At 74.1% G+C, this 18,069-nt stretch carries 15 protein-coding genes; 5 read left to right on the top strand and 10 right to left on the bottom strand.

Features of this window, described 5'->3' with window-relative positions; translation table 11 throughout:
* Positions 1-724 (bottom strand): MBL fold metallo-hydrolase (locus tag ACW0Q9_RS18915; protein WP_456183071.1); only part of this gene is annotated, 724 nt, incomplete at its 3' end.
* Positions 725-859: 135 nt separating this feature from the next.
* Between ACW0Q9_RS18915 and ACW0Q9_RS18910 the strand changes: the two genes are divergently transcribed.
* Complete coding sequence (locus ACW0Q9_RS18910) at positions 860-2,077, top strand: NADP-dependent isocitrate dehydrogenase (protein ID WP_456183070.1); 1,218 nt, start codon at positions 860-862, stop codon at positions 2,075-2,077.
* Positions 2,078-2,336: 259 nt separating this feature from the next.
* Here ACW0Q9_RS18910 and galT read toward each other — a convergent pair whose 3' ends face one another.
* The 4 genes from galT to ACW0Q9_RS18890 form a co-directional block, all read right to left on the bottom strand.
* Entirely contained in the window at positions 2,337-3,410 is a 1,074-nt protein-coding gene (galT, locus tag ACW0Q9_RS18905) for a galactose-1-phosphate uridylyltransferase (protein WP_456183068.1), read from the bottom strand.
* Positions 3,407-4,195, bottom strand: coding sequence for a DeoR/GlpR family DNA-binding transcription regulator (locus ACW0Q9_RS18900; RefSeq protein WP_456183066.1), 789 nt, complete (start codon positions 4,193-4,195; stop codon positions 3,407-3,409). Before ACW0Q9_RS18900 ends, galT begins: the two co-directional genes overlap by 4 nt.
* A gap of 150 nt (positions 4,196-4,345) precedes the next feature.
* Positions 4,346-5,875, bottom strand: a complete 1,530-nt coding sequence (gene cysC / locus ACW0Q9_RS18895) for an adenylyl-sulfate kinase (protein WP_456183064.1) — start codon at positions 5,873-5,875, stop codon at positions 4,346-4,348.
* A 142-nt stretch (positions 5,876-6,017) separates the two neighbouring features.
* On the bottom strand, positions 6,018-6,575 hold the full coding sequence (locus tag ACW0Q9_RS18890) for a DM13 domain-containing protein (RefSeq protein WP_456183062.1): 558 nt from the start codon (positions 6,573-6,575) through the stop codon (positions 6,018-6,020).
* Positions 6,576-6,717: 142 nt separating this feature from the next.
* On the opposite strand from ACW0Q9_RS18890, the gene ACW0Q9_RS18885 reads away from it, so the two are divergent.
* From ACW0Q9_RS18885 to ACW0Q9_RS18870, 4 genes are read left to right on the top strand one after another with little or no spacing between them, the layout of a single operon-like run.
* The gene (locus ACW0Q9_RS18885) at positions 6,718-7,632 is read left to right on the top strand and encodes an ABC transporter ATP-binding protein (RefSeq protein WP_456183060.1); all 915 of its coding nucleotides are present in this window, start codon (positions 6,718-6,720) and stop codon (positions 7,630-7,632) included.
* A complete protein-coding gene (locus ACW0Q9_RS18880; protein WP_456183058.1) occupies positions 7,625-8,506 on the top strand; it encodes an ABC transporter permease in 882 nt (293 codons plus the stop codon). The genes ACW0Q9_RS18885 and ACW0Q9_RS18880 overlap by 8 nt, the downstream gene beginning before the upstream one ends.
* Positions 8,503-9,456: an ABC transporter ATP-binding protein gene (locus tag ACW0Q9_RS18875; RefSeq protein WP_456183056.1), complete on the top strand. Its 954-nt coding sequence runs from the start codon at positions 8,503-8,505 to the stop codon at positions 9,454-9,456. The genes ACW0Q9_RS18880 and ACW0Q9_RS18875 overlap by 4 nt, the downstream gene beginning before the upstream one ends.
* Before the next feature lie 3 nt (positions 9,457-9,459).
* On the top strand, positions 9,460-10,170 hold the full coding sequence (locus tag ACW0Q9_RS18870) for an ABC transporter permease subunit (RefSeq protein WP_456183054.1): 711 nt from the start codon (positions 9,460-9,462) through the stop codon (positions 10,168-10,170).
* Between the two features lie 69 nt (positions 10,171-10,239).
* Here ACW0Q9_RS18870 and valS read toward each other — a convergent pair whose 3' ends face one another.
* From valS to ACW0Q9_RS18845, 5 genes are all read right to left on the bottom strand, one after another.
* Complete coding sequence (gene valS / locus ACW0Q9_RS18865; protein WP_456183052.1) at positions 10,240-12,804, bottom strand: valine--tRNA ligase; 2,565 nt, start codon at positions 12,802-12,804, stop codon at positions 10,240-10,242.
* 109 nt (positions 12,805-12,913) lie between these two features.
* A complete protein-coding gene (locus ACW0Q9_RS18860; RefSeq protein ID WP_456183073.1) occupies positions 12,914-14,746 on the bottom strand; it encodes an ABC transporter ATP-binding protein in 1,833 nt (610 codons plus the stop codon).
* Positions 14,747-14,856: 110 nt separating this feature from the next.
* Positions 14,857-16,671 (bottom strand): ABC transporter ATP-binding protein, encoded by a 1,815-nt coding sequence (locus ACW0Q9_RS18855; protein ID WP_456183050.1) that lies wholly within the window; start codon positions 16,669-16,671, stop codon positions 14,857-14,859.
* A 37-nt stretch (positions 16,672-16,708) separates the two neighbouring features.
* Positions 16,709-17,221: a methylated-DNA--[protein]-cysteine S-methyltransferase gene (locus ACW0Q9_RS18850; RefSeq protein ID WP_456183048.1), complete on the bottom strand. Its 513-nt coding sequence runs from the start codon at positions 17,219-17,221 to the stop codon at positions 16,709-16,711.
* Positions 17,218-18,069, bottom strand: an 852-nt coding sequence (locus ACW0Q9_RS18845; protein ID WP_456183046.1) for a DNA-3-methyladenine glycosylase family protein, incomplete at its 5' end; no start/stop codon positions are given. The genes ACW0Q9_RS18845 and ACW0Q9_RS18850, both read right to left, overlap by 4 nt.

The following is an 18,069-nucleotide window of genomic DNA, read 5'->3' as shown; positions in this document are numbered from 1 at the left end:
CCCTGCCGAGAGCGCGACTGACAGCACTGGCCGCCTCCGCCGGGTTCTCCTCGTGGGCGTAGGCGAGGGTGGGGTCGATCAGTTGGAGGGTGTGGACCAGGAGGTCGCCGGTCACCAGGAGGCGGTCCGTGCCGTCCTCCACCAGCACGGACTGGTGGCCGGGGGTGTGGCCCGGTGTGCTGAGCACGCGTACGCCGGTGGTGAGGGTGGTGTCGCCGTCGACCACCCGGAGCTGGCCGGCGGCGCGCAACGGCCCCAGGAGCCGGGCCGGCAGGTCGGGGTGGAACAGCTCCAGCGCGGCCAGCTCGGCGCGCTGCACCAGGTGGTCCGCGTTCGGGAAGAGCGGGCCCGCCCAGCCGATGTGGTCGGTGTGCAGGTGGGTGAGCACCACGGTGCGTACGTCCGCCGGGTCGATGCCGGCGGCGGCCAGCTCGGCCGGCAGCCGGCCGGGCACCGGCGCCCAGCTCGCGGCGAGCGCGTCGGCCGGGCCGATCCCGGCGTCGACGAGGGTGACCGGCCCGTCCCCGGTACGCAGTGCGAACGCGCGGAACGGCAGCCACCAGCGGCCGTCCTTGGTGACCGTCTCCGGGTCCCGCCGGTCGGCCTCGCGCCACTGCTCCGGCGTGGCGTCGGGGAACGCCTCGGCGCGCGCCTGGAAGAAGGGACCCACCCCGTCGAGCAGGGCGGTGACCGTGATAGACCCGACCGTGTGAGTCAGCGGCATCCGGGAAGGATGTCACCGCGGCCCGTCCCGGGCGACCCCGTTTTCCCGCGGGGTGAGGCCGGCTGGGGAGCCCCGGTCAGTTTCCAGTACGCTCGTACTGCTTGAGCACGTGTCCCCCGAGAGGAGCGCCGGCCGATGGCGAAGATCAAGGTAAACAACCCGGTCGTGGAAATCGACGGCGACGAGATGACCCGGATCATCTGGAAGCAGATCCGGGAGCAGCTGATCCTGCCCTACCTCGACGTCGACCTGCACTACTACGACCTGTCGATCCAGCACCGCGACGAGACCGACGACCAGGTCACCGTCGACGCCGCCAACGCCATCAAGGAGCACGGCGTCGGCGTCAAGTGCGCCACCATCACCCCGGACGAGGCCCGGGTGGAGGAGTTCGGCCTGAAGAAGATGTGGCGGTCGCCGAACGGCACCATCCGCAACATCCTCGGCGGCGTGGTCTTCCGCGAGCCGATCATCATGTCGAACGTGCCGCGGCTCGTCCCGGGCTGGACCAAGCCGATCATCATCGGCCGGCACGCGCACGGCGACCAGTACAAGGCCACCGACTTCGTCGTGCCCGGCCCCGGCAAGGTGACCGTCACCTACACCCCGGCCGACGGCGGCGCGCCGATGGAGATGGAGGTCGCCAACTTCTCCGGCGGCGGCATCGCCATGGGCATGTACAACTTCGACGACTCGATCCGGGACTTCGCCCGCGCCTCGTTCCGGTACGGCCTGGACCGCGGCTACCCGGTCTACCTGTCGACCAAGAACACCATTCTCAAGGCGTACGACGGCCGGTTCAAGGACATCTTCGCCGAGGTGTTCGAGAACGAGTTCAAGTCGGAGTTCGAGGCCGCCGGCATCACCTACGAGCACCGGCTGATCGACGACATGGTCGCCGCCGCGCTCAAGTGGGAGGGCGGCTACGTCTGGGCCTGCAAGAACTACGACGGTGACGTCCAGTCCGACACCGTCGCGCAGGGCTTCGGCTCGCTGGGTCTGATGACCTCCGTCCTGCTCTCCCCGGACGGCCGCACAGTCGAGGCCGAGGCCGCGCACGGCACGGTCACCCGGCACTACCGGCAGTGGCAGAAGGGCGAGAAGACCTCGACCAACCCGATCGCCTCGATCTACGCCTGGACCCGGGGCCTGGCCCACCGGGGCAAGCTGGACGGCACCCCGGCGGTCACCGAGTTCGCCAACACCCTGGAGCAGGTCATCGTCGAGACCGTCGAGGGCGGCCAGATGACCAAGGACCTCGCGCTGCTCATCTCGCGGGACGCCCCGTGGCTGACCACCGACGAGTTCATGAACGCGCTCGACGAGAACCTGGCCCGCAAGCTGTCGGCCTGACCATCACCGTTCGCACCGGAGCCCGCCGGCGTGGCCGGCGGGCTCCGTCGTGTCCGCGGTCCGCGTCACCCGGGGCGGGCACGCCTCGTTGAGCAGGGTGGACGTGATGCCAGTCCCGTCCAGGAAGGTTGACCTCGGTCGCCTCGCGGCGTGAGCCGCCGATCAGCCAGCCTTCCCGGCTGTCGCACACAGCCAGCCGTCCCTTCCCTCGCGGGGGGCCCTGTCCCGGGCCCCCCGCGCCCTGTTGTCGGGCGGGAGCTCAGGCGGCGCGGAGCAGTTCGGCGGCCCGCTCGGGAGCGATGTCGTTGATGAACACGCCCATCCCCGACTCGGAACCGGCCAGGTACTTCAGCTTGTCCTTGGCGCGCCGGATGCTGAACAGCTGCAGGTGCAGGTGCCCCAGCTCCCGGTCGACGCGCACCGGGGCCTGGTGCCAGGCCGCGATGTAGGGCATCGGCATGTCGAACAGCCCGTCGAAGCGACGCAGCACGTCCAGGTAGAGCGGCCCGAAGGCGTCCCGCTCGGCGTCGTCCAGGGCCGGGATGTCCGGCACCGGGCGGTGCGGGGCCACGTGCACCTCGAACGGCCAGCGGGCCGCCGCCGGCACGTACGCCGTCCAGTGCTCGTTGCTGGCCACCACCCGGTCGCCGGCGGCGCGTTCGGCGGCGAGCACGTCGGCGTAGAGGTTGCCCCCGGTGCGCTCGGCGTGCCGGCGGGCGGCGGCCAGCATGGTCCGGGTCCGCGGCGTGACGAACGGGTACGCGTAGATCTGGCCGTGCGGGTGGTGCAGGGTCACGCCGATCTCCACGCCCCGGTTCTCGAACGGGAAGATCTGCTCCACTCCGGGCAGTTCGCCGAGCGCCGTGGTGCGGTCGGCGAGCGCGTCGAGCACCGTCCGCACCCGGCCGGGTGAGAGGCTGGCGAACGAGGCGTTGTGGTCGTCGGTGAAGCAGACCACCTCGCACTTGCCGCGCCCGGGGCGGACCGGGGTGAACGGAGTGATCTCGGCCGGCTCGTCGGCGACCCGCTGGCTCAGCGACGGGAAGCGGTTCTCGAAGACGACCACGTCGTAGTCGGGGGCGGGGATCTCGCTGAGCCGGTCGCCGCGGGAGGGGCAGAGCGGGCACTGGTCGGCCGGGGGCAGGAAGGTCCGGGTCTGCCGGTGCACCGCGACGGCCACCCACTCGTCGGTCAGCGGGTCGTACCGGAGCTGGGAGGCGTGCGGCGGCGGGGGCAGCTCCCGCCGGTCCGGCTGGTCGCGAACCGCGTCGTCCCGCTCGTCGAAGTAGATCAACTCGCGGCCGTCGGCCAGCTCGATATGCGTACGCTTCACTCCGCACCCTCCGTGCCCGGCACGATCACCAGCTCACCCACCCTGTCCTCGAGTACCCGGCGCGCGTCGGGCGCCAACCGGTCGTCGGTGACCAGGACGTCCGCCGCGTCCAGGCCGACGATCGAGGAGATGCCGACCGTGCCCCACTTGGTGTGGTCGGCGAGGACCACCAGCCGGTCGGCGGCCGCCACCAGGGCCCGGTCCGTGTCCGCCTCCATGAGGTTGGGGGTGGTGAACCCCGCCCGCTCGCTGATCCCGTGCACGCCGAGGAAGAGCAGGTCCAGGTGGAGCGCCCCGATCGCGGCCACGGCCAGTGGGCCGACCAGCGCGTCGGAGGGGGTGCGCACCCCGCCGGTGAGCACCACGGTCTGGTCCGGCCGGCCGCCGACGTGCAGGATCTCGGCCACCGGCAGGGAGTTCGTCACCACGGTCAGCCCCGGCACGTCGGTCAGCCGGCGGGCCAGCTCGGCGGTGGTGGTGCCGGCGGAGAGCGCGATCGCGGCGCCGGGGCGGACCAGCCGCGCGGCGCGGTCGGCGATGGCGGCCTTCTCGACCGACTGGCGGACCGACTTGGCGCGGAAGCCGGGCTCGTCGGTCGAGCCGGGCCCGGCCAGTGTCGCCCCGCCGTGCACCTTGGCGAGCAGGCCCTGCTCGTGGAGCGTCTCCAGGTCGCGCCGGATGGTCATGTCCGAGACGCCGAACTCGGCGGCCAGCTCGGTGACCCGGACGCCTCCGGCGGCGCGGACCCGTTCCAGGATGACCGCCTGCCGCTGCCGCGCCAGCACCCCGCCCTCACCTCCGGCTCCCGACCGTGTCCCCACGCGGTCGAACGTGTTCCAACAAAGATGAACACTAGCGGGCAACGCAGGACAACGGAAGTGAACGCGGAACCGCCGCCGTCCCAGCTCGGGGCGGCGGCGGTCGGTGTGCCGGAATCAGGCGGACTGGAGGCGGGGCTCCACCCAGCCGGTCTCGGTGAGGTGCTCCATCACCCGCTGGACCGCCTCCTCGACGGACATGTCCGTGGTGTCCACCACGAGGTCGGCGTCGGTCGGCTCCTCGTACGGGTCGTCGATCCCGGTCATCCCGGTGATCAGGCCGGCCCGGGCGCGCGCGTACAGGCCCTTGCGGTCGCGCTGCTCGCAGACCTCCAGCGGGGTGGCCACGTGGACCAGCAGGAAGCCGGCCCCGGCGGCCTGCGCCATCTCCCGGGCGGTGGCCCGGGCGGCCGCGTACGGGGCGATCGGGCAGCAGATGCCGACCCCCCGGTGCCGGGCGATCTCGGCGGCCACCCAGCCGATCCGGCGCACGTTGAGATCCCGGTCGGCCTTGCTGAAGCCCAGCCCGGCCGAGAGCTCCCGGCGCACCACGTCGCCGTCGAGCAGGGTGATGGTCCGGTCGCCGCCCTCACGCAGCAGGTCGGCCAGGCCACGGGCGATGGTCGACTTGCCGGAGCCGGACAGGCCGGTCAGGAAGATCACCAGGCCCCGGTGCCGGCGCGGCGGGCGGGCCCGGGCCAGCTCCTTGGCGACCGCCGGCGGGGTGTGCCACTCGGGCAGCGGGAAGCCCCGGTCCAGCAGGTCGTCGATCTCCTCCTGGCTGAGCGCCAGCCGCCGGTTGCGCGGCGGGATGTCCTCCCGCCAGCGCCACTGCCCGTCCCGGTTGTCGTAGGCCAGCTCGCGGGGCACCAGCACCCGCAGACCGGCCCCGGAGAGCATGCCCTCGGTGGAGAGCAGGTGGGTCACCCCGTACGCGGCGGCGACCCGGGCCCGGAGCAGCGCGTCGCTGATCTCGTCGGGCCGCCGGGCCAGCGGCACCGCCACCAGGGTGGCCGGCGGCATCCGGTCCCGGGCGGCGAACACGCTGCGCACCAGCGCCTCGGCCGGCAGCCCGCCGGCCGCCTCCTCGCCCAGCGGGATCAGCACCAGCAGGTGCGCGCCGAGCGTCCGGGCGGCGTGCGCGATCTGCGCGAGCTGCGGCCGGTGCAGCGGACGGTCGGCGAAGACGCCGAGCACCCGCCCCGGTGGCAGCAACCCCCGGACCTCGTCCGGACCGCGCCGCAGCCGCTGGAACGGGCCGTGACCGCCGTCGCCGAGCCGGCGTACGGCGCCGCCCACGCCGACCGTGCCGTCGCGGGCCGGCCACGCGTCGGTCACGTCCATGGCGGCCACCGGGGCGCCCTCGCCGTCGGTGAGCACCAGCGCCCGGCGCAGCGGGTCGTCCAGCACCAGCCCGTCGGCGAGCGCGGCCGGCACCTGGAGCGTCACCGCCACCGGCCACGGCGTGCCGTCGGCGAGCCGGCCGCGCCGGCCCAGCGACGCCAGGTCGGCCCGGGTCATGAAGCCGGTCAGCGGGGCGTAGGCCCCGGTCAGCAGCAACTCCAGATCGGCCAGCTCGGCGGGCCTTGGCGCGTACGCCGGCGCATCCCGCAACACGTCCTCGGGCAGCACCCACCCGTTGCTCATCGAACCCCCAACTCACCGGCCGGCACACAGTTTCGCAGCCCACCGGCGATCGGTCGAGAGCGCCACTCCACCTGCCGCTCACCAGCCGGCAAACCGGCGGTCGCGGGGCGGTCGCCGCGGGCGGCGCGGAGCCGGGCCGGTCTCAGCCGGCGGCGGCGAGCGGGGCCGCCCCGAACGAGACGGCGAACCGCTCGCACCAGATGGAGACGCTGGTCAGCCCGCCGAGATCGGTCCCGGCCGGGATCGCGTACGCCTGGTCGCCCCGGTTGCCCTTGAGCGGGCCGAGCGCCACGTACCGGCCGTCGTCGAAGACGTGCCAGCCGGACGGACCGCTCCGAACCGGCTGGTCGGTCAGCCAGACGTGAAGATCCGGTCCGTTCGAGGTGGCCAGCCCGACCAGTTCCAGCCGGTGCCGGCCGTCGGCGGTGCGGACGATCCGGGCGGTGCCCCGGGTGTCGTGCTCATGGCTGACGAAGGCACCCCGGCTGACCAGTACCGGCCCGGTGGACGCCGGTGCGGCCGGCGTGGCGGTGCCGGGCGGGGCCGCCGGCTCGCCGGACACCGCGGTGAGCTGCTCGTGCACCTCGGTGTCGGTGACCAGCTTCCACGGCTGGAACCAGTACAGGCCGGCGGCCGTGCCGGCCGCGAGGACGGCGACCGCGACCCAGGTCAGCGGCGCGCGCAGCAGGCGGATCGACATGCGTCGAGTCTCCCGCCGCGCCGGCCCGGAGTCACCGGTCCGGCCGCTTACGGAAGCCTTACCGACCCGTCCGGGCGGAATCAGGGGCAACCCCGAGTGTTTCCGGGTACCCGGAGCGGCCCGCGCTTCCTACGCTGACCTCGTGACACTGCTCGCGACCGAGTCGCTGACCAAGACGTACGGAGGCCGGGTCACCGCGTTGGCCGACCTCACGGTGTCGGTCGAGCCGGGGATCATCGGACTGGTGGGCGCGAACGGCGCCGGCAAGTCCACCCTGATCAAGATCCTTTTGGGCCTGCTCGCCCCGACCAGCGGTCGGGTCTCCGTGCTCGGCCTCGACCCCACCACCGACCCCGCGGCCGTCCGCGCCCGGGTCGGCTACATGCCCGAGCACGACGCCCTCCCGCCGGACCTCTCCGCCGCCGAGCTGGTCACCCACCTCGGCCGGATCAGCGGGCTGCCCCGCACGGTGGCCCGGGAGCGGGCCTCCGAGGCGCTGCGCCACGTCGGCCTGCACGAGGAGCGGCACCGGGCCGTCGGTGGCTACTCCACCGGCATGAAGCAGCGGGTGAAACTCGCCCAGGCCCTGGTGCACGACCCGGACCTGCTGCTGCTCGACGAGCCGACCAACGGCCTGGACCCGGCCGGCCGGGACGCCATGCTCGCCCTCATCCACCGGATCGGCACCGAGTTCGGCATCTCGGTGGTGGTCTGCTCCCACCTGCTCGGCGAGGTGGAGCGGATCTGCGACACCCTGGTCGCCATCGACGGCGGCCGGCTGCTGCGCGCCGACCGGATCTCCGCGATGACCTCGGCCACCGACGTGCTCGCCGTCGAGGTGAGCGAGGGTACGGACGAGCTGGCCGCCCGGCTCGCCGCGCTCGACCTGCCGGTGTCCCGGGAGGGGCGGCTGCTGCTCGTCCCGCTCGCCGACGACGCCACCTACGACCTGATCATCGGCGCGGTCGCCGAGCTGGACCTGCCGCTGCACCGGCTGGACCAGCGGCGGCACCGGGTGGCCGAACTCTTCGCCACGAGGGAGCCCAGCCATGTCTGAGCCGACCGGCGTCATCCACGACATCGGCTACCAGCGCTACACCGGCACGCGGCTCGGCCGCCGGCACGTCTTCGGCGCGCTCTACTCGCACGGCCTGCGCACCGCGTTCGGCCTGGGCCGGTCCGCGAAGGCGAAGATCTTCCCCTGGCTGGTGATGGGCATCGTGCTGATCGTCGCCGCCGGGCTGACCGCGGTACGCACGCAGACCGGCCAGGTCGTCATGACGTACGCCCAGTTCGCCGACGCGATGAGCTGGCTGGTCATCTTCTTCGTCGCGGTGGTCGGGCCGGAGCTGGTCTCCCGCGACCTGCACAGCGGCGTGCTGCCGCTCTACTTCTCCCGCCCGCTGCCGCGCGGCGACTACGCCCTCGCCAAGCTCGGCGCGCTCGGCACCGCGCTCTGGCTGCTGCTCGGCGCGCCGCAGCTGGTGATGTTCCTGGGCGCCGCGTTCACCACCGACGACGGGATGCGCGGGGTCTGGAACGAGCTGCTCGACCTGCTGCCCGGCCTGCTCTACGCGGCGCTCTGGGCGGTGGTCTTCGCCTCGGTCGGGCTGCTCATCGCCTCGCTCACCGGCAAGCGGGCGTTCGCGGCCGGCGGCATCGTGGCCGTGTTCCTGATGACCGCCCCGATCGTCGGCATCCTGTCGATCATGCCGTCCCGCACGGTCAACGAGCTGGCGATGCTCGGCTCGCCCACCGCCCTGATCCATGCTGTCGGCCAGTACACCCTCGGCGACCTGCTTGTACCCGGTGGGCAGACCGAAGATCAGATCGGCGGCTTCGGGCCGGTCTACGTGGCCGTCGCCGTGCTGCTGGTGGCCGGCTGCGTCGCCCTGCTGCTGCTGCGATACCGGAAGGTGGCCGCCCGATGACCACGATCAGCGCGGAGCCGGCGGCCCCGGCGACCCCCGCCTCCACCCTCGACCTGGCCGGCGTCTCCCGCTGGTACGGCAACGTGGTGGCGGTCAACGACGTCACCATGCGGCTCGGCCCCGGGGTGACCGGCCTGCTCGGCCCCAACGGCGCCGGCAAGACCACCCTGCTGCACATGATGGCCGGCTTCCTGGCCCCGTCCCGGGGCGGCGTCACCCTCGACGGCGCGCCGACCTGGCGCAACCCCGACGTCTACCGGCGGCTCGGCCTGGTCAGCGAGCGGGAGGCGGTGCACACGTTCCTGAGCGCGTACGAGTTCGTGCTGGCCAGCGCCAAGCTGCACCGGCTGCCCGACCCGGAGGCGGCGGCCCGTAGCGCCATCGCGCTGGTCGAGATGGAGGACGCGCAGGACCGGAAGATCGGCACCTACTCCAAGGGCATGCGGCAGCGCACCCGGGTGGCCGCCGCCCTGGTGCACGACCCGCAGGTGCTGCTGCTCGACGAGCCGTTCAACGGGATGGACCCGCGGCAGCGGCTGCACATGATGGCCCTGCTGCACCGGCTCGGCGACGCCGGCCGGACCATCCTGTTCAGCTCGCACATCCTGGAGGAGGTCGAGCAGGTCTCCGGCACCGTGCAGGTGATGGTCGCCGGCCGGCTGGCCGCCTCCGGCGACTACCGGACCATCCGCCGGCTGATGACCAACCGGCCGCACGTGTTCCGGGTCCGCTCCACCGACGACCGGGCCCTCGCGGTCGCGTTGATCGCCGAGGAGTCGGTGACCGGGGTGGAGATCGGCCGGGACGGCCTGACCGTGCGTGCCGGCGACTACGGTGCCTTCACCCGGGCGCTGCCGAAGATCGCGCTGGCCCGGGGCCTCCGGGTCCGGTCGCTGACGCCCGAGGACGAATCGCTGGAGAGCGTCTTCTCCTACCTGGTGGGGAGCTGAACCGTGTCGACCGTTTCCTGGATCACCGCGCGCGGCCTGTTCGGCCGGCGCCGCTTCCTCCTGCTGCTCCCGCTGCCCGCCCTGCTGCTGGCACTGGCGATCCTCTCCCGTTCGCTCGGTGTCGACCCCGGCGAGTGGGGGCCGGCCGTGCTGGTCGGGCTCGGCCTGGCCGTGGTGCTGCCGGTGGTCGCGCTCATCGTCGGCACCGGCGTGCTCGGCGCGGAGATCGACGACGGCACGGTGGTGCACATCCTCACCAAGCCGCTGCCGCGCTGGCAGATCGTCCTGCCGAAGCTGGCCGTGGCCGCCGGCGTCACGGCGGTCACCGTCGCCGTGCCGCTCTACGTCGCGGGCGTGCTCGCCCACTCGGTACGCCTCGGCCTGGCGCTCGCCGTCGCCGCGTCGATCGGCGCGCTGGCGTACTGCGCGTTCTTCGTGGCGCTCAGCCTGGTCACCCGGCGGCCGGTGCTGCTCGGCCTCGTCTACGTGCTCATCTGGGAGGGGCTGCTCGGCAACTTCGTGAGCGGCACGAAGGTGCTCTCCATCCAGCAGTACGTGATCGCGCTCGCCGACCGGATCGCACCGACCGAACTGCTCGCCACGGACGTGTCGGTGCCGGTCGCGGCGGTGATGAGCGCGCTGATCGCGGTCGGCTTCACCGGCCTCGCGATCGACCGACTCCGCTCGTTCAGCGTGGCCGGCGAGACGAGCTGACCCGCAGCACAGGGGCCCCGCCCGACGCGACCGGCCGAGGTCGGTCGAGCGGGGCCACCGTGCGGCAGCTCAGAAGGCGCAGGCGATGACGAGTTCGGTGGTGCGGTCGGGGAGCAGATCGAGCTTGGCGATCCGGCCCGCCGCCCGGACGTCGTCGGCCACCAGGGTGAGCCGGTCGAGCAGGGCGGCCGGCCCGAGCGCCTCGGCCAGCGGCACCTCCGCCTTCATCGACAGCTTCCGCTCCGACTTGGCCCGGCGCACCTGGCCCAGCGCGTCCGCGGCCAGCCGGAGCAGCTCCGGGTCACCCGGCCCCTGCACCGCCCGGCCCACCTCGTAGGTGGTCGGCCAGGGCGCCCGGTGCACCGAGCCGTACCGCCACCACGACCAGACCTCCTCGGTGACGAAGGGCAGCACCGGCGCGAAGAGCCGCAACTGCACCGAGAGCGCGGTGGCCAGCGCCGCCCGGGCCGAGTCCGCCCCCGGCCCGGTGCCGTAGGCGCGCTCCTTCACCAGCTCGATGTAGTCGTCGCAGAACCGCCAGAAGAAGGCCTCCGTGGCGATCAGCGCGGCCGTGTGGTCGTACCCGTCGAAGGCGGTGGTCGCGGTGGCGACCACGCCGGACAGTTCGGCGAGCATGGCGGTGTCCAGCGGAGCGGTCGCCGGCGCCCGCAGCGCGTCCGCGGCGCCCAGCCCGAGGGCGAACTTCGACGCGTTGAGCAGCTTCGTGGCGAGCCGGCGACCCACCTTGATCTGCGCCGGGTCGAAGGCCAGGTCCATGCCGGGCTTGCCGCTGGCGGCCCAGTAGCGGACCGCGTCCGAACCGTGCTGCTCCAGCAGGCCCATCGGGGTGACCACGTTCCCCTTGGACTTGGACATCTTCTTCCGGTCGGGGTCGAGGATCCAGCCGGAGAGCACCGCGGTCCGCCAGGGCAGCACGCCCTGCTCCAGGTGCGCCCGGACCACCGAGGCGAAGAGCCAGGTCCGGATGATCTCCTGCCCCTGCGGGCGCAGGTCCATCGGGAAGACCCGCCGGAACAGGTCCTCATCGGTCTCCCAGCCGCCGACGATCTGCGGGGTCAGCGACGAGGTGGCCCAGGTGTCCAGCACGTCGGGGTCGCCGACGAAGCCGCCCGGCATCCCGCGCTGCGCCTCCTGGTAGCCGGGCGGCGGGTCGCTCGACGGGTCGACCGGGAGCACCGCCTCGTCCGGTGTGAGAGGCTGGGACCAGTCCGGCTCGCCAGCGTCGTCGAGCCGGTACCACACCGGCACCGGCACGCCGAAGAAGCGCTGCCGACTGACCAGCCAGTCACCGGTCAGGCCCCCCACCCAGTGCTCGTAGCGGTGTCGCATGTGCTCCGGCACCCAGCGCAGCTCCCGCCCCCGGGCCAGCAGTTCCTCGCGCAGGCCGAGATCCCGGCCGCCGTTGCGCAGATACCACTGGCGGGTGGAGACGATCTCCAGCGGCCGGTCGCCGCGCTCGTAGAACTTCACCGGGTGGGTGATCGGACGCGGCTCGCCCACCAGGTCGCCCGCGTCGGCCAGCAGCTCGACGATCGTCCGCCGGGCGCCGTTCACGGTCTGCCCGGCCAGGGCCGCGTAGGGCTCGGCGGGCACGCCGGCCGGCGGCTCCGGCAGCAGCCGCCCGTCCCGGCCGATCACCACGCGGGTGTCCAGCTGGAGCTCCCGCCACCAGGTCACGTCGGCCAGGTCGCCGAAGGTGCAGACCATCGCGATGCCGGTGCCCTTGGCCGGGTCCGCCAGCGGGTGCGCGCGCACCGGCACCTCGACCCCGAAGAGCGGGCTGCGCACCGACGCGCCGACCAGGTCGGCGTAGCGCTCGTCGTCCGGGTGGCAGACCAGCGCCACGCAGGCCGGCAGCAGCTCCGGCCGGGTGGTGTCGATCAGCACCTCGCGCCCGGCCGGGCCGTGGAAGCGCAGCCGGTGGTAGGCGCCCGGCCGCTCCCGGTCCTCCAGCTCGGCCTGGGCCACCGCGGTGGCGAAACCGACGTCCCAGAGCGTCGGCGCCTCGGCCTGGTAGGCCTCGCCCCGGGCCAGGTTGCGCAGGAACGCCCGCTGGCTGGTCGCCCGGGCCACCCGCCCGATCGTGGTGTAGGTCAGCGACCAGTCCACCGACAGCCCGAGGCGACGCCACAGCGCCTCGAAGACCTTCTCGTCCTCGGCGGTGAGCACCTCGCACAGCTCGATGAAGTTGCGCCGGGAGATCGTCGCCGGGTCCTTCCGGGCCGCCTCGCTCACCGGCGCGGCCGGCGGCCGCCAGGCCGGGTCGTAGGGCAGGGCCGGGTCGGGACGCACCCCGTAGACGTTCTGCACCCGCCGCTCGGTGGGCAGGCCGTTGTCGTCCCAGCCCATCGGGTAGAAGACCGTGCGGCCGCGCATCCGCTGGAACCGGGCCACCGTGTCGGTGTGCGTGTAGGAGAAGACGTGCCCCATGTGCAGCTCGCCCGATACGGTCGGCGGCGGGGTGTCGATCGCGTAGACATCCGAACGCTCCTTCGAGCGGTCGAACGCGTACGTCCCGTCCTCCTGCCAGCGGCGCGCCCAGGTCTCCTCGATGCCGTCCAGGGTCGGACGCTCGGGGACGCCGGCGCGGGCCGTCCTCGCCGTGTCGGTCATCAGCCGATCGTAGGCAGCCGGTGACCCGCCGGCCATGCGTTATGCCGGCGTGCCGCCGTCCGACCCCGGTCGTTGACGGGCAGCGGCCGCCCCGCCGGGCCGGCCCGGCTCAGATCAGGGAGTCGCGCCACTGACGGTGCAGGGCGGCGTACCGGCCACCGGCGGCGGCCAGCTCGGCCGGCGGCCCGTCCTCCACGATCCGGCCGCCGTCGAGCACCAGCACCCGGTCGGCGATCTCCACGGTGGAGAGGCGGTGCGCGATCACCAGCGCGGTGCGGTCCCGCAGGACGCTGCGCAGCGCCCGTTGCACGAGGCGCTCGGTCGGCACGTCCAGCGACGAGGTGGCCTCGTCGAGGATCAGCACCCGCGGGTCGGCCAGGAACGCCCGGGCGAACGCGACCAGCTGCCGCTGCCCGGCGGAGAGCCGGCCGCCGCGCCGGTGCACGTCGGTGGCGTACCCGTCGGGAAGCGCGGCGATGAAGTCGTGCGCGCCGATGGCCCGGGCGGCGGCCTCCACGGTGGCGTCGTCGGCGTCCGGACGGCCGAACCGGATGTTCTCCGCGACCGAGCCGCTGAACAGGTGATTCTCCTGGGTGACCAGCACCACCGCCCGGCGCAGCTCGGCGTCGGCCAGGTGCCGCAGGTCCACCCCGTCCAGGCTGATGCCGCCCGACGCCGGGTCGTGGAACCGGGCCAGCAGCTTGGCGATGGTGGTCTTGCCGGCCCCGGTGGGCCCGATCAGCGCGACGGTCTGCCCGGCCGGCACGGTCAGCTCCAGCCCGGAGAGGATCGGTGCCTCGGGCCGGTAGCCGAAGTGCACCGAGCGGAACACCAGCGCGCCCCGCCCCGGACCGGCGGGCAGCGGCACCGGCCGCGCCGGCTCGGCCACCGCCGGCCGCTCGTCGAGCACACCGGCCAGCTTCTCCAGCGCGGCGGTGGCCGACTGCAACGCGTTGTAGAACTGGCTCAGCTCCTCCATCGGCTCGAAGAACCGGCGCAGGTAGAGCAGGAACGCGGCGAGCACGCCGACCTCGGTCCGCCCGCCCAGCACCCGCCAGCCGCCGTAGCCGAGCACCGCCGCGGCGGTCAGGTTGCCGATGAGCCGGATGCCCGGCGAGTAGACCGCGATCAGCCGGAACGCGCGGAGGCTGGCCTGCCGGTAGTCGTCGTTCACCGCGGCGAAGATGCGCTGGTTGCGGAGCTCCCGCCGGTACGCCTGGACTGCCCGGATCCCGCGCAGCGACTCGACGAAGTGCACGATGACCAGCGCCACCGCCTCCCGGGTCCGCCGGTACGCCCCGGTGGAGGCGCGGGCGAACCAGCGGGACAGCCAGAACAGGAACGGGAAGGCGAGCAGGGTGACCGCCGCCAGCGGCAGGTCGAGCCAGAGCAGGATGCCCGCCACCGACAGCACCGACAGCGCGGCCATGACCAGCTTGTCGATCCCGCCGTCGACCAGTTCGGCGATCGAGTCCAGGTCGCTGGTCAGCCGGGACACCATCCGGCCGGAGGTGTAGCGCTCGTGGAAGCCCACGTCGAGGCGGAGGAAGTGGCCGTACACCCGGTTCCGGAGGTCGAGCAGGACGGCCTGGCCGATCCGGGCGGCGAGGGCGAGGAAGGCGCGCCGGGTCGCGTACTCGGTGCCGGTCGCGACGACGAACGCGGCGGCGACGGCGACCAGCGGGCCGGGGTCGCCGGCCCGCAGCGGGTCGATGCCCCGGTCGATGCCGAGCATCACCAGGTACGGGCCGGCCATCGCGGCGGCGTTCTGGGCCAGCAGCAGGGACACCGCCAGCCCGAGCCGGGCCCGGTGCGGGCGGAGCAGGTCGCGGAGCAGGGCCCGGCTGCGGGCCCGGAGCCGGGCCACCGCCGCGGGCGAGGAGTCCTCCGCCCGGCTGCGGTCGGCGTCGGGATCGGTCGCCCGCCCGCGCCACCGGGCCAGGTCGAGGTCGGGGTCGTCCCGCCGCCGCGAGAGGTCGGGGTCGTCGCCCTGCCGGGAGAGGTCGGGGTCGCCGCGCTGCCGGGGTATCCGGGGTGGCCCGGCAGCACCGGTCACGAGCGCACCAGGCCGACGCCGTCCGCCCGCCGCTCCGGCTCGGCGGAGAGCACCGCCCGGTAGGCCGGCACCCCGGCCATCAGGTCGGAGTGGGAGCCGACCGCGACGATCCGCCCGCCGTCGAGCAGCGCCACCCGGTCGGCGAGTGCCACCGTGGAGGGCCGGTGCACCACCAGCAGCGCGGTGGTGTCCCGCAGGACGCGGCGCAGGGCCGCCTCGACCAGCGCCTCGGTGTGCACGTCGAGCGCGGAGAGCGGGTCGTCGAGCACCAGCAGCGCGGGCCGGCCGAGCACCGCCCGGGCGAGCGCGAGCCGCTGCCGCTGCCCGCCGGAGAGGGAGAGCCCCTGCTCGCCGACCCGGGTGGCCAGCCCCCACGGCAGGTCGTGGGCGAATTCGGCTTGGGCCAGCGCGAGCGCGGCCCGGACCTCCTCCTCGCCGGCCTCCGGCCGGCCCAGTGTCAGGTTCTCCCAGACCGACATGGAGAACAGCGTCGGCTCCTCGAAGGCCACCCCGACCAGCCGGCGAAGCGAGCCGAGCCGCAGGTCGCGCAGGTCGTGCCCGTCCAGGGTGATCCGGCCGCCGGTCACCTCGTGCAGCCGGGGGACCAGCGAGAGCAGGGTGCTCTTGCCGCAGCCGGTCGCACCGACCAGGGCCAGCGTCTCGCCGGGCTCGACGGTCAGCTCCACCTCGTGCAGCACCGGCGCCGGGCCGCCGGGGTAGCGGAAGCTCACCCGCTCGAAGCGGAGCCGGCCGCGCACCGCGGCCCGGTCCAGCGTGCGGGCGTGCGGAGCGTCCACGATGGCGGGCGCGGTGTCCAGCACCTCCTGGATCCGGTCGGCGGCGGTCGCCGCCTCCTGCCCGTTCGCGATGATCCAGCCGAGCGACTGCACCGGCCAGATCAGCATCAGCTGGAGGCTGACGAAGGCGACCAGCTCGCCGATGGTGAGCCCGCCCCGGGCGACGGCGGCGGCGCCGGCCACCAGCACCACCCCGAGAGTCAGGTTGGGCACCAGGTCGAACAGGGCGGAGGTGCGGGCCAGCAGCCGGGCCTTGCGGATCCCGGTGTCGTGCAGCCGGCGGGTGCCGGTGGCGAACCGGGCGGCCAGCTCCGGCCCCCGCCCGTAGGCCCGCATGGTGCGCAGCCCCTGCGCGGTCTCCTCGACCAGCGTGGCCACGTCGCCCTGCTGGTCCTGCATCCGCCGGGACGCCGCGTGGTAGTGCCGGGCGAACCGGCGGCTGATCAGGAACAGCGGGACGGCGCTGGCCGCCACCAGCAGGCCGAGCCAGGGGTGCAGCCGGATCAGCAGCACCACCACGGCGGCGTAGGTGATCAGGTTGAGCACCAGGAAGAGCAGGCCGAAGGAGAGGAACCGGCGGATCACCGAGAGGTCGCTGGTGATCCGGGAGAGCAGTTGGCCGGACTGCCACCGGTCGTGGAAGCCGGCCGGCAGGCGTTGCAGGTGGGCGTAGACGTCGGCCCGGATGGCCGCCTCCATGCCGACCGAGGAGGAGGACTGGGTCCACCGCCGGATGAAGATGAGCACCGCCTCGGCCAGGCCGAGCAGCAGGGCGAGGGCGCCGAGCCGGAGCAGCCCGGCCACGTCGTGCCGGGCCACCGGCCCGTCCACCACCCGCTGCACCACCAGCGGCACGGCCAGGCTCGCCGCCGTGGCGGCCAGGGCGGCGAGCAGCAGCCAGGCGAACTCCGCCGCGTACGGGCGGAGGTAGGAACGCAGCCGCCAGAGGTTGCGCAGCGGGCGGGGACGGGCGTCGTGACACGCCGCGGGGTTGCCGTCGCTCTGCGCAGGCACTACCCGACGGTAGCGGCACCGGGCGACAGTACGGGGGTCAGGTGGCCGACACCCGTCCCTCATGCCCGAGAAGCCACTTCTTCACGTCCAGCCCCCAGCGGTAGCCGCCGAGCGTGCCGTCGGTGCGCAGAACCCGGTGGCAGGGCACGAAGAGCGCGGCGGCGTTGCGGGCGCAGGCCGCCGCGGCGGCGCGGACCGCGGCCGGCCGCCCGGCCAGCGCCGCGAAGCCGGTGTAGGTCACCGGGTCGCCCGGCTTGACGTCGCGCAGCACCCGCCAGGCGTGGGCCAGGAAGACGCCGCCGGTCTGCTGGTGGACCGGGACGTTGTCGATGGCGGTCAGGTCCCCGGCCAGGTAGGCGCGCACGGCGGCGGTCACCGGGCCGAGGTCGGCCCGGTCGCGCAGGGCGCCGCGCAGTCCGGGATGGACCAGGGGTACGAGGGTCGCCGGGTCGGCGGTGAAGCCGGCCGCGCGTACCGCCCCGTCGGGTCCGGCGAGCACGCTCAGCGGCCCGGCGGGGGTGTCGATGACGGTGCTGTCCAGTGTGGTCATGCCGCTCTCCAGAGTCGGATCACCGCGTACGACCGCCAGGGGCGCCAGCGGTCCGCGTACGCGTTCAGGGTCTTCGGGTCGTCGGGCAGGCCGAGCGCCGCGGCGCCCCGGCGTACGCCCAGGTCGGTGGGGAGGAGGACGTCGGGGTCGCCGAGCGCGCGCATGGCCACGTAGCCCGCGGTCCACGGCCCGATCCCGGGCAGCGCGGCCAGCCGCCGCACCGCCTCCTCCCGGTCCCCGCCCGGCGCCAGGTCGAGTTCCCCGTCGGCGACGGCGCGCGCCACCGCGCGGATCGTCTCCCGCCGCGCCGCCGGCATCCGGAACGCGCTGTCGTCCACGCCGAGAACGTCCGCCGCGCTCGGAAACGCCCGCAACCCCAGCGGTCGATCATGAGGTTGGCCGCTGTCGAGGAGATCGACTCCGCCGTCAACCTCATGATCGACGGGGCGGGTGGTGGCGGTGAGGAGGTGGGTCAGGGTCGTTCTCGCGGACCGGAGGGAGATCTGTTGGGTGGTGATGGCGCGGACGGCCATCTCGAAGCCGTCCACCGCGTGCGGGAGGCGGACGCCGGGTTCGGCGGCCACCGCCCGGGCCAGGGCCGGGTCCGCCGCCAGGGTGGCGTCGACCGCGACCGGGTCGGCGTCCAGGTCGAGCAGGCGGCGGCAGCGGGCCACCGCCGGGGCCAGGTCGCGCATGTCGGCCAGCCGCAGGGTGGCGGCCACGTGCCCGTCGGCCGGGGTCAGCGACACCGTGCCGGGCCCGTGCGGCAACCGCAGCCCCCGGTGGTACGTCCCGTCGCGGACCTCCTCGACGCCGGGCAGCGCGCGCAGCGCCAGGAAGTCCAGCAG

Source organism: Micromonospora sp. I033 (genome assembly GCF_053890995.1).
Note: the sequence above shows the minus strand (reverse complement) of the source record. Positions and strands in the feature narration are given on the sequence as shown.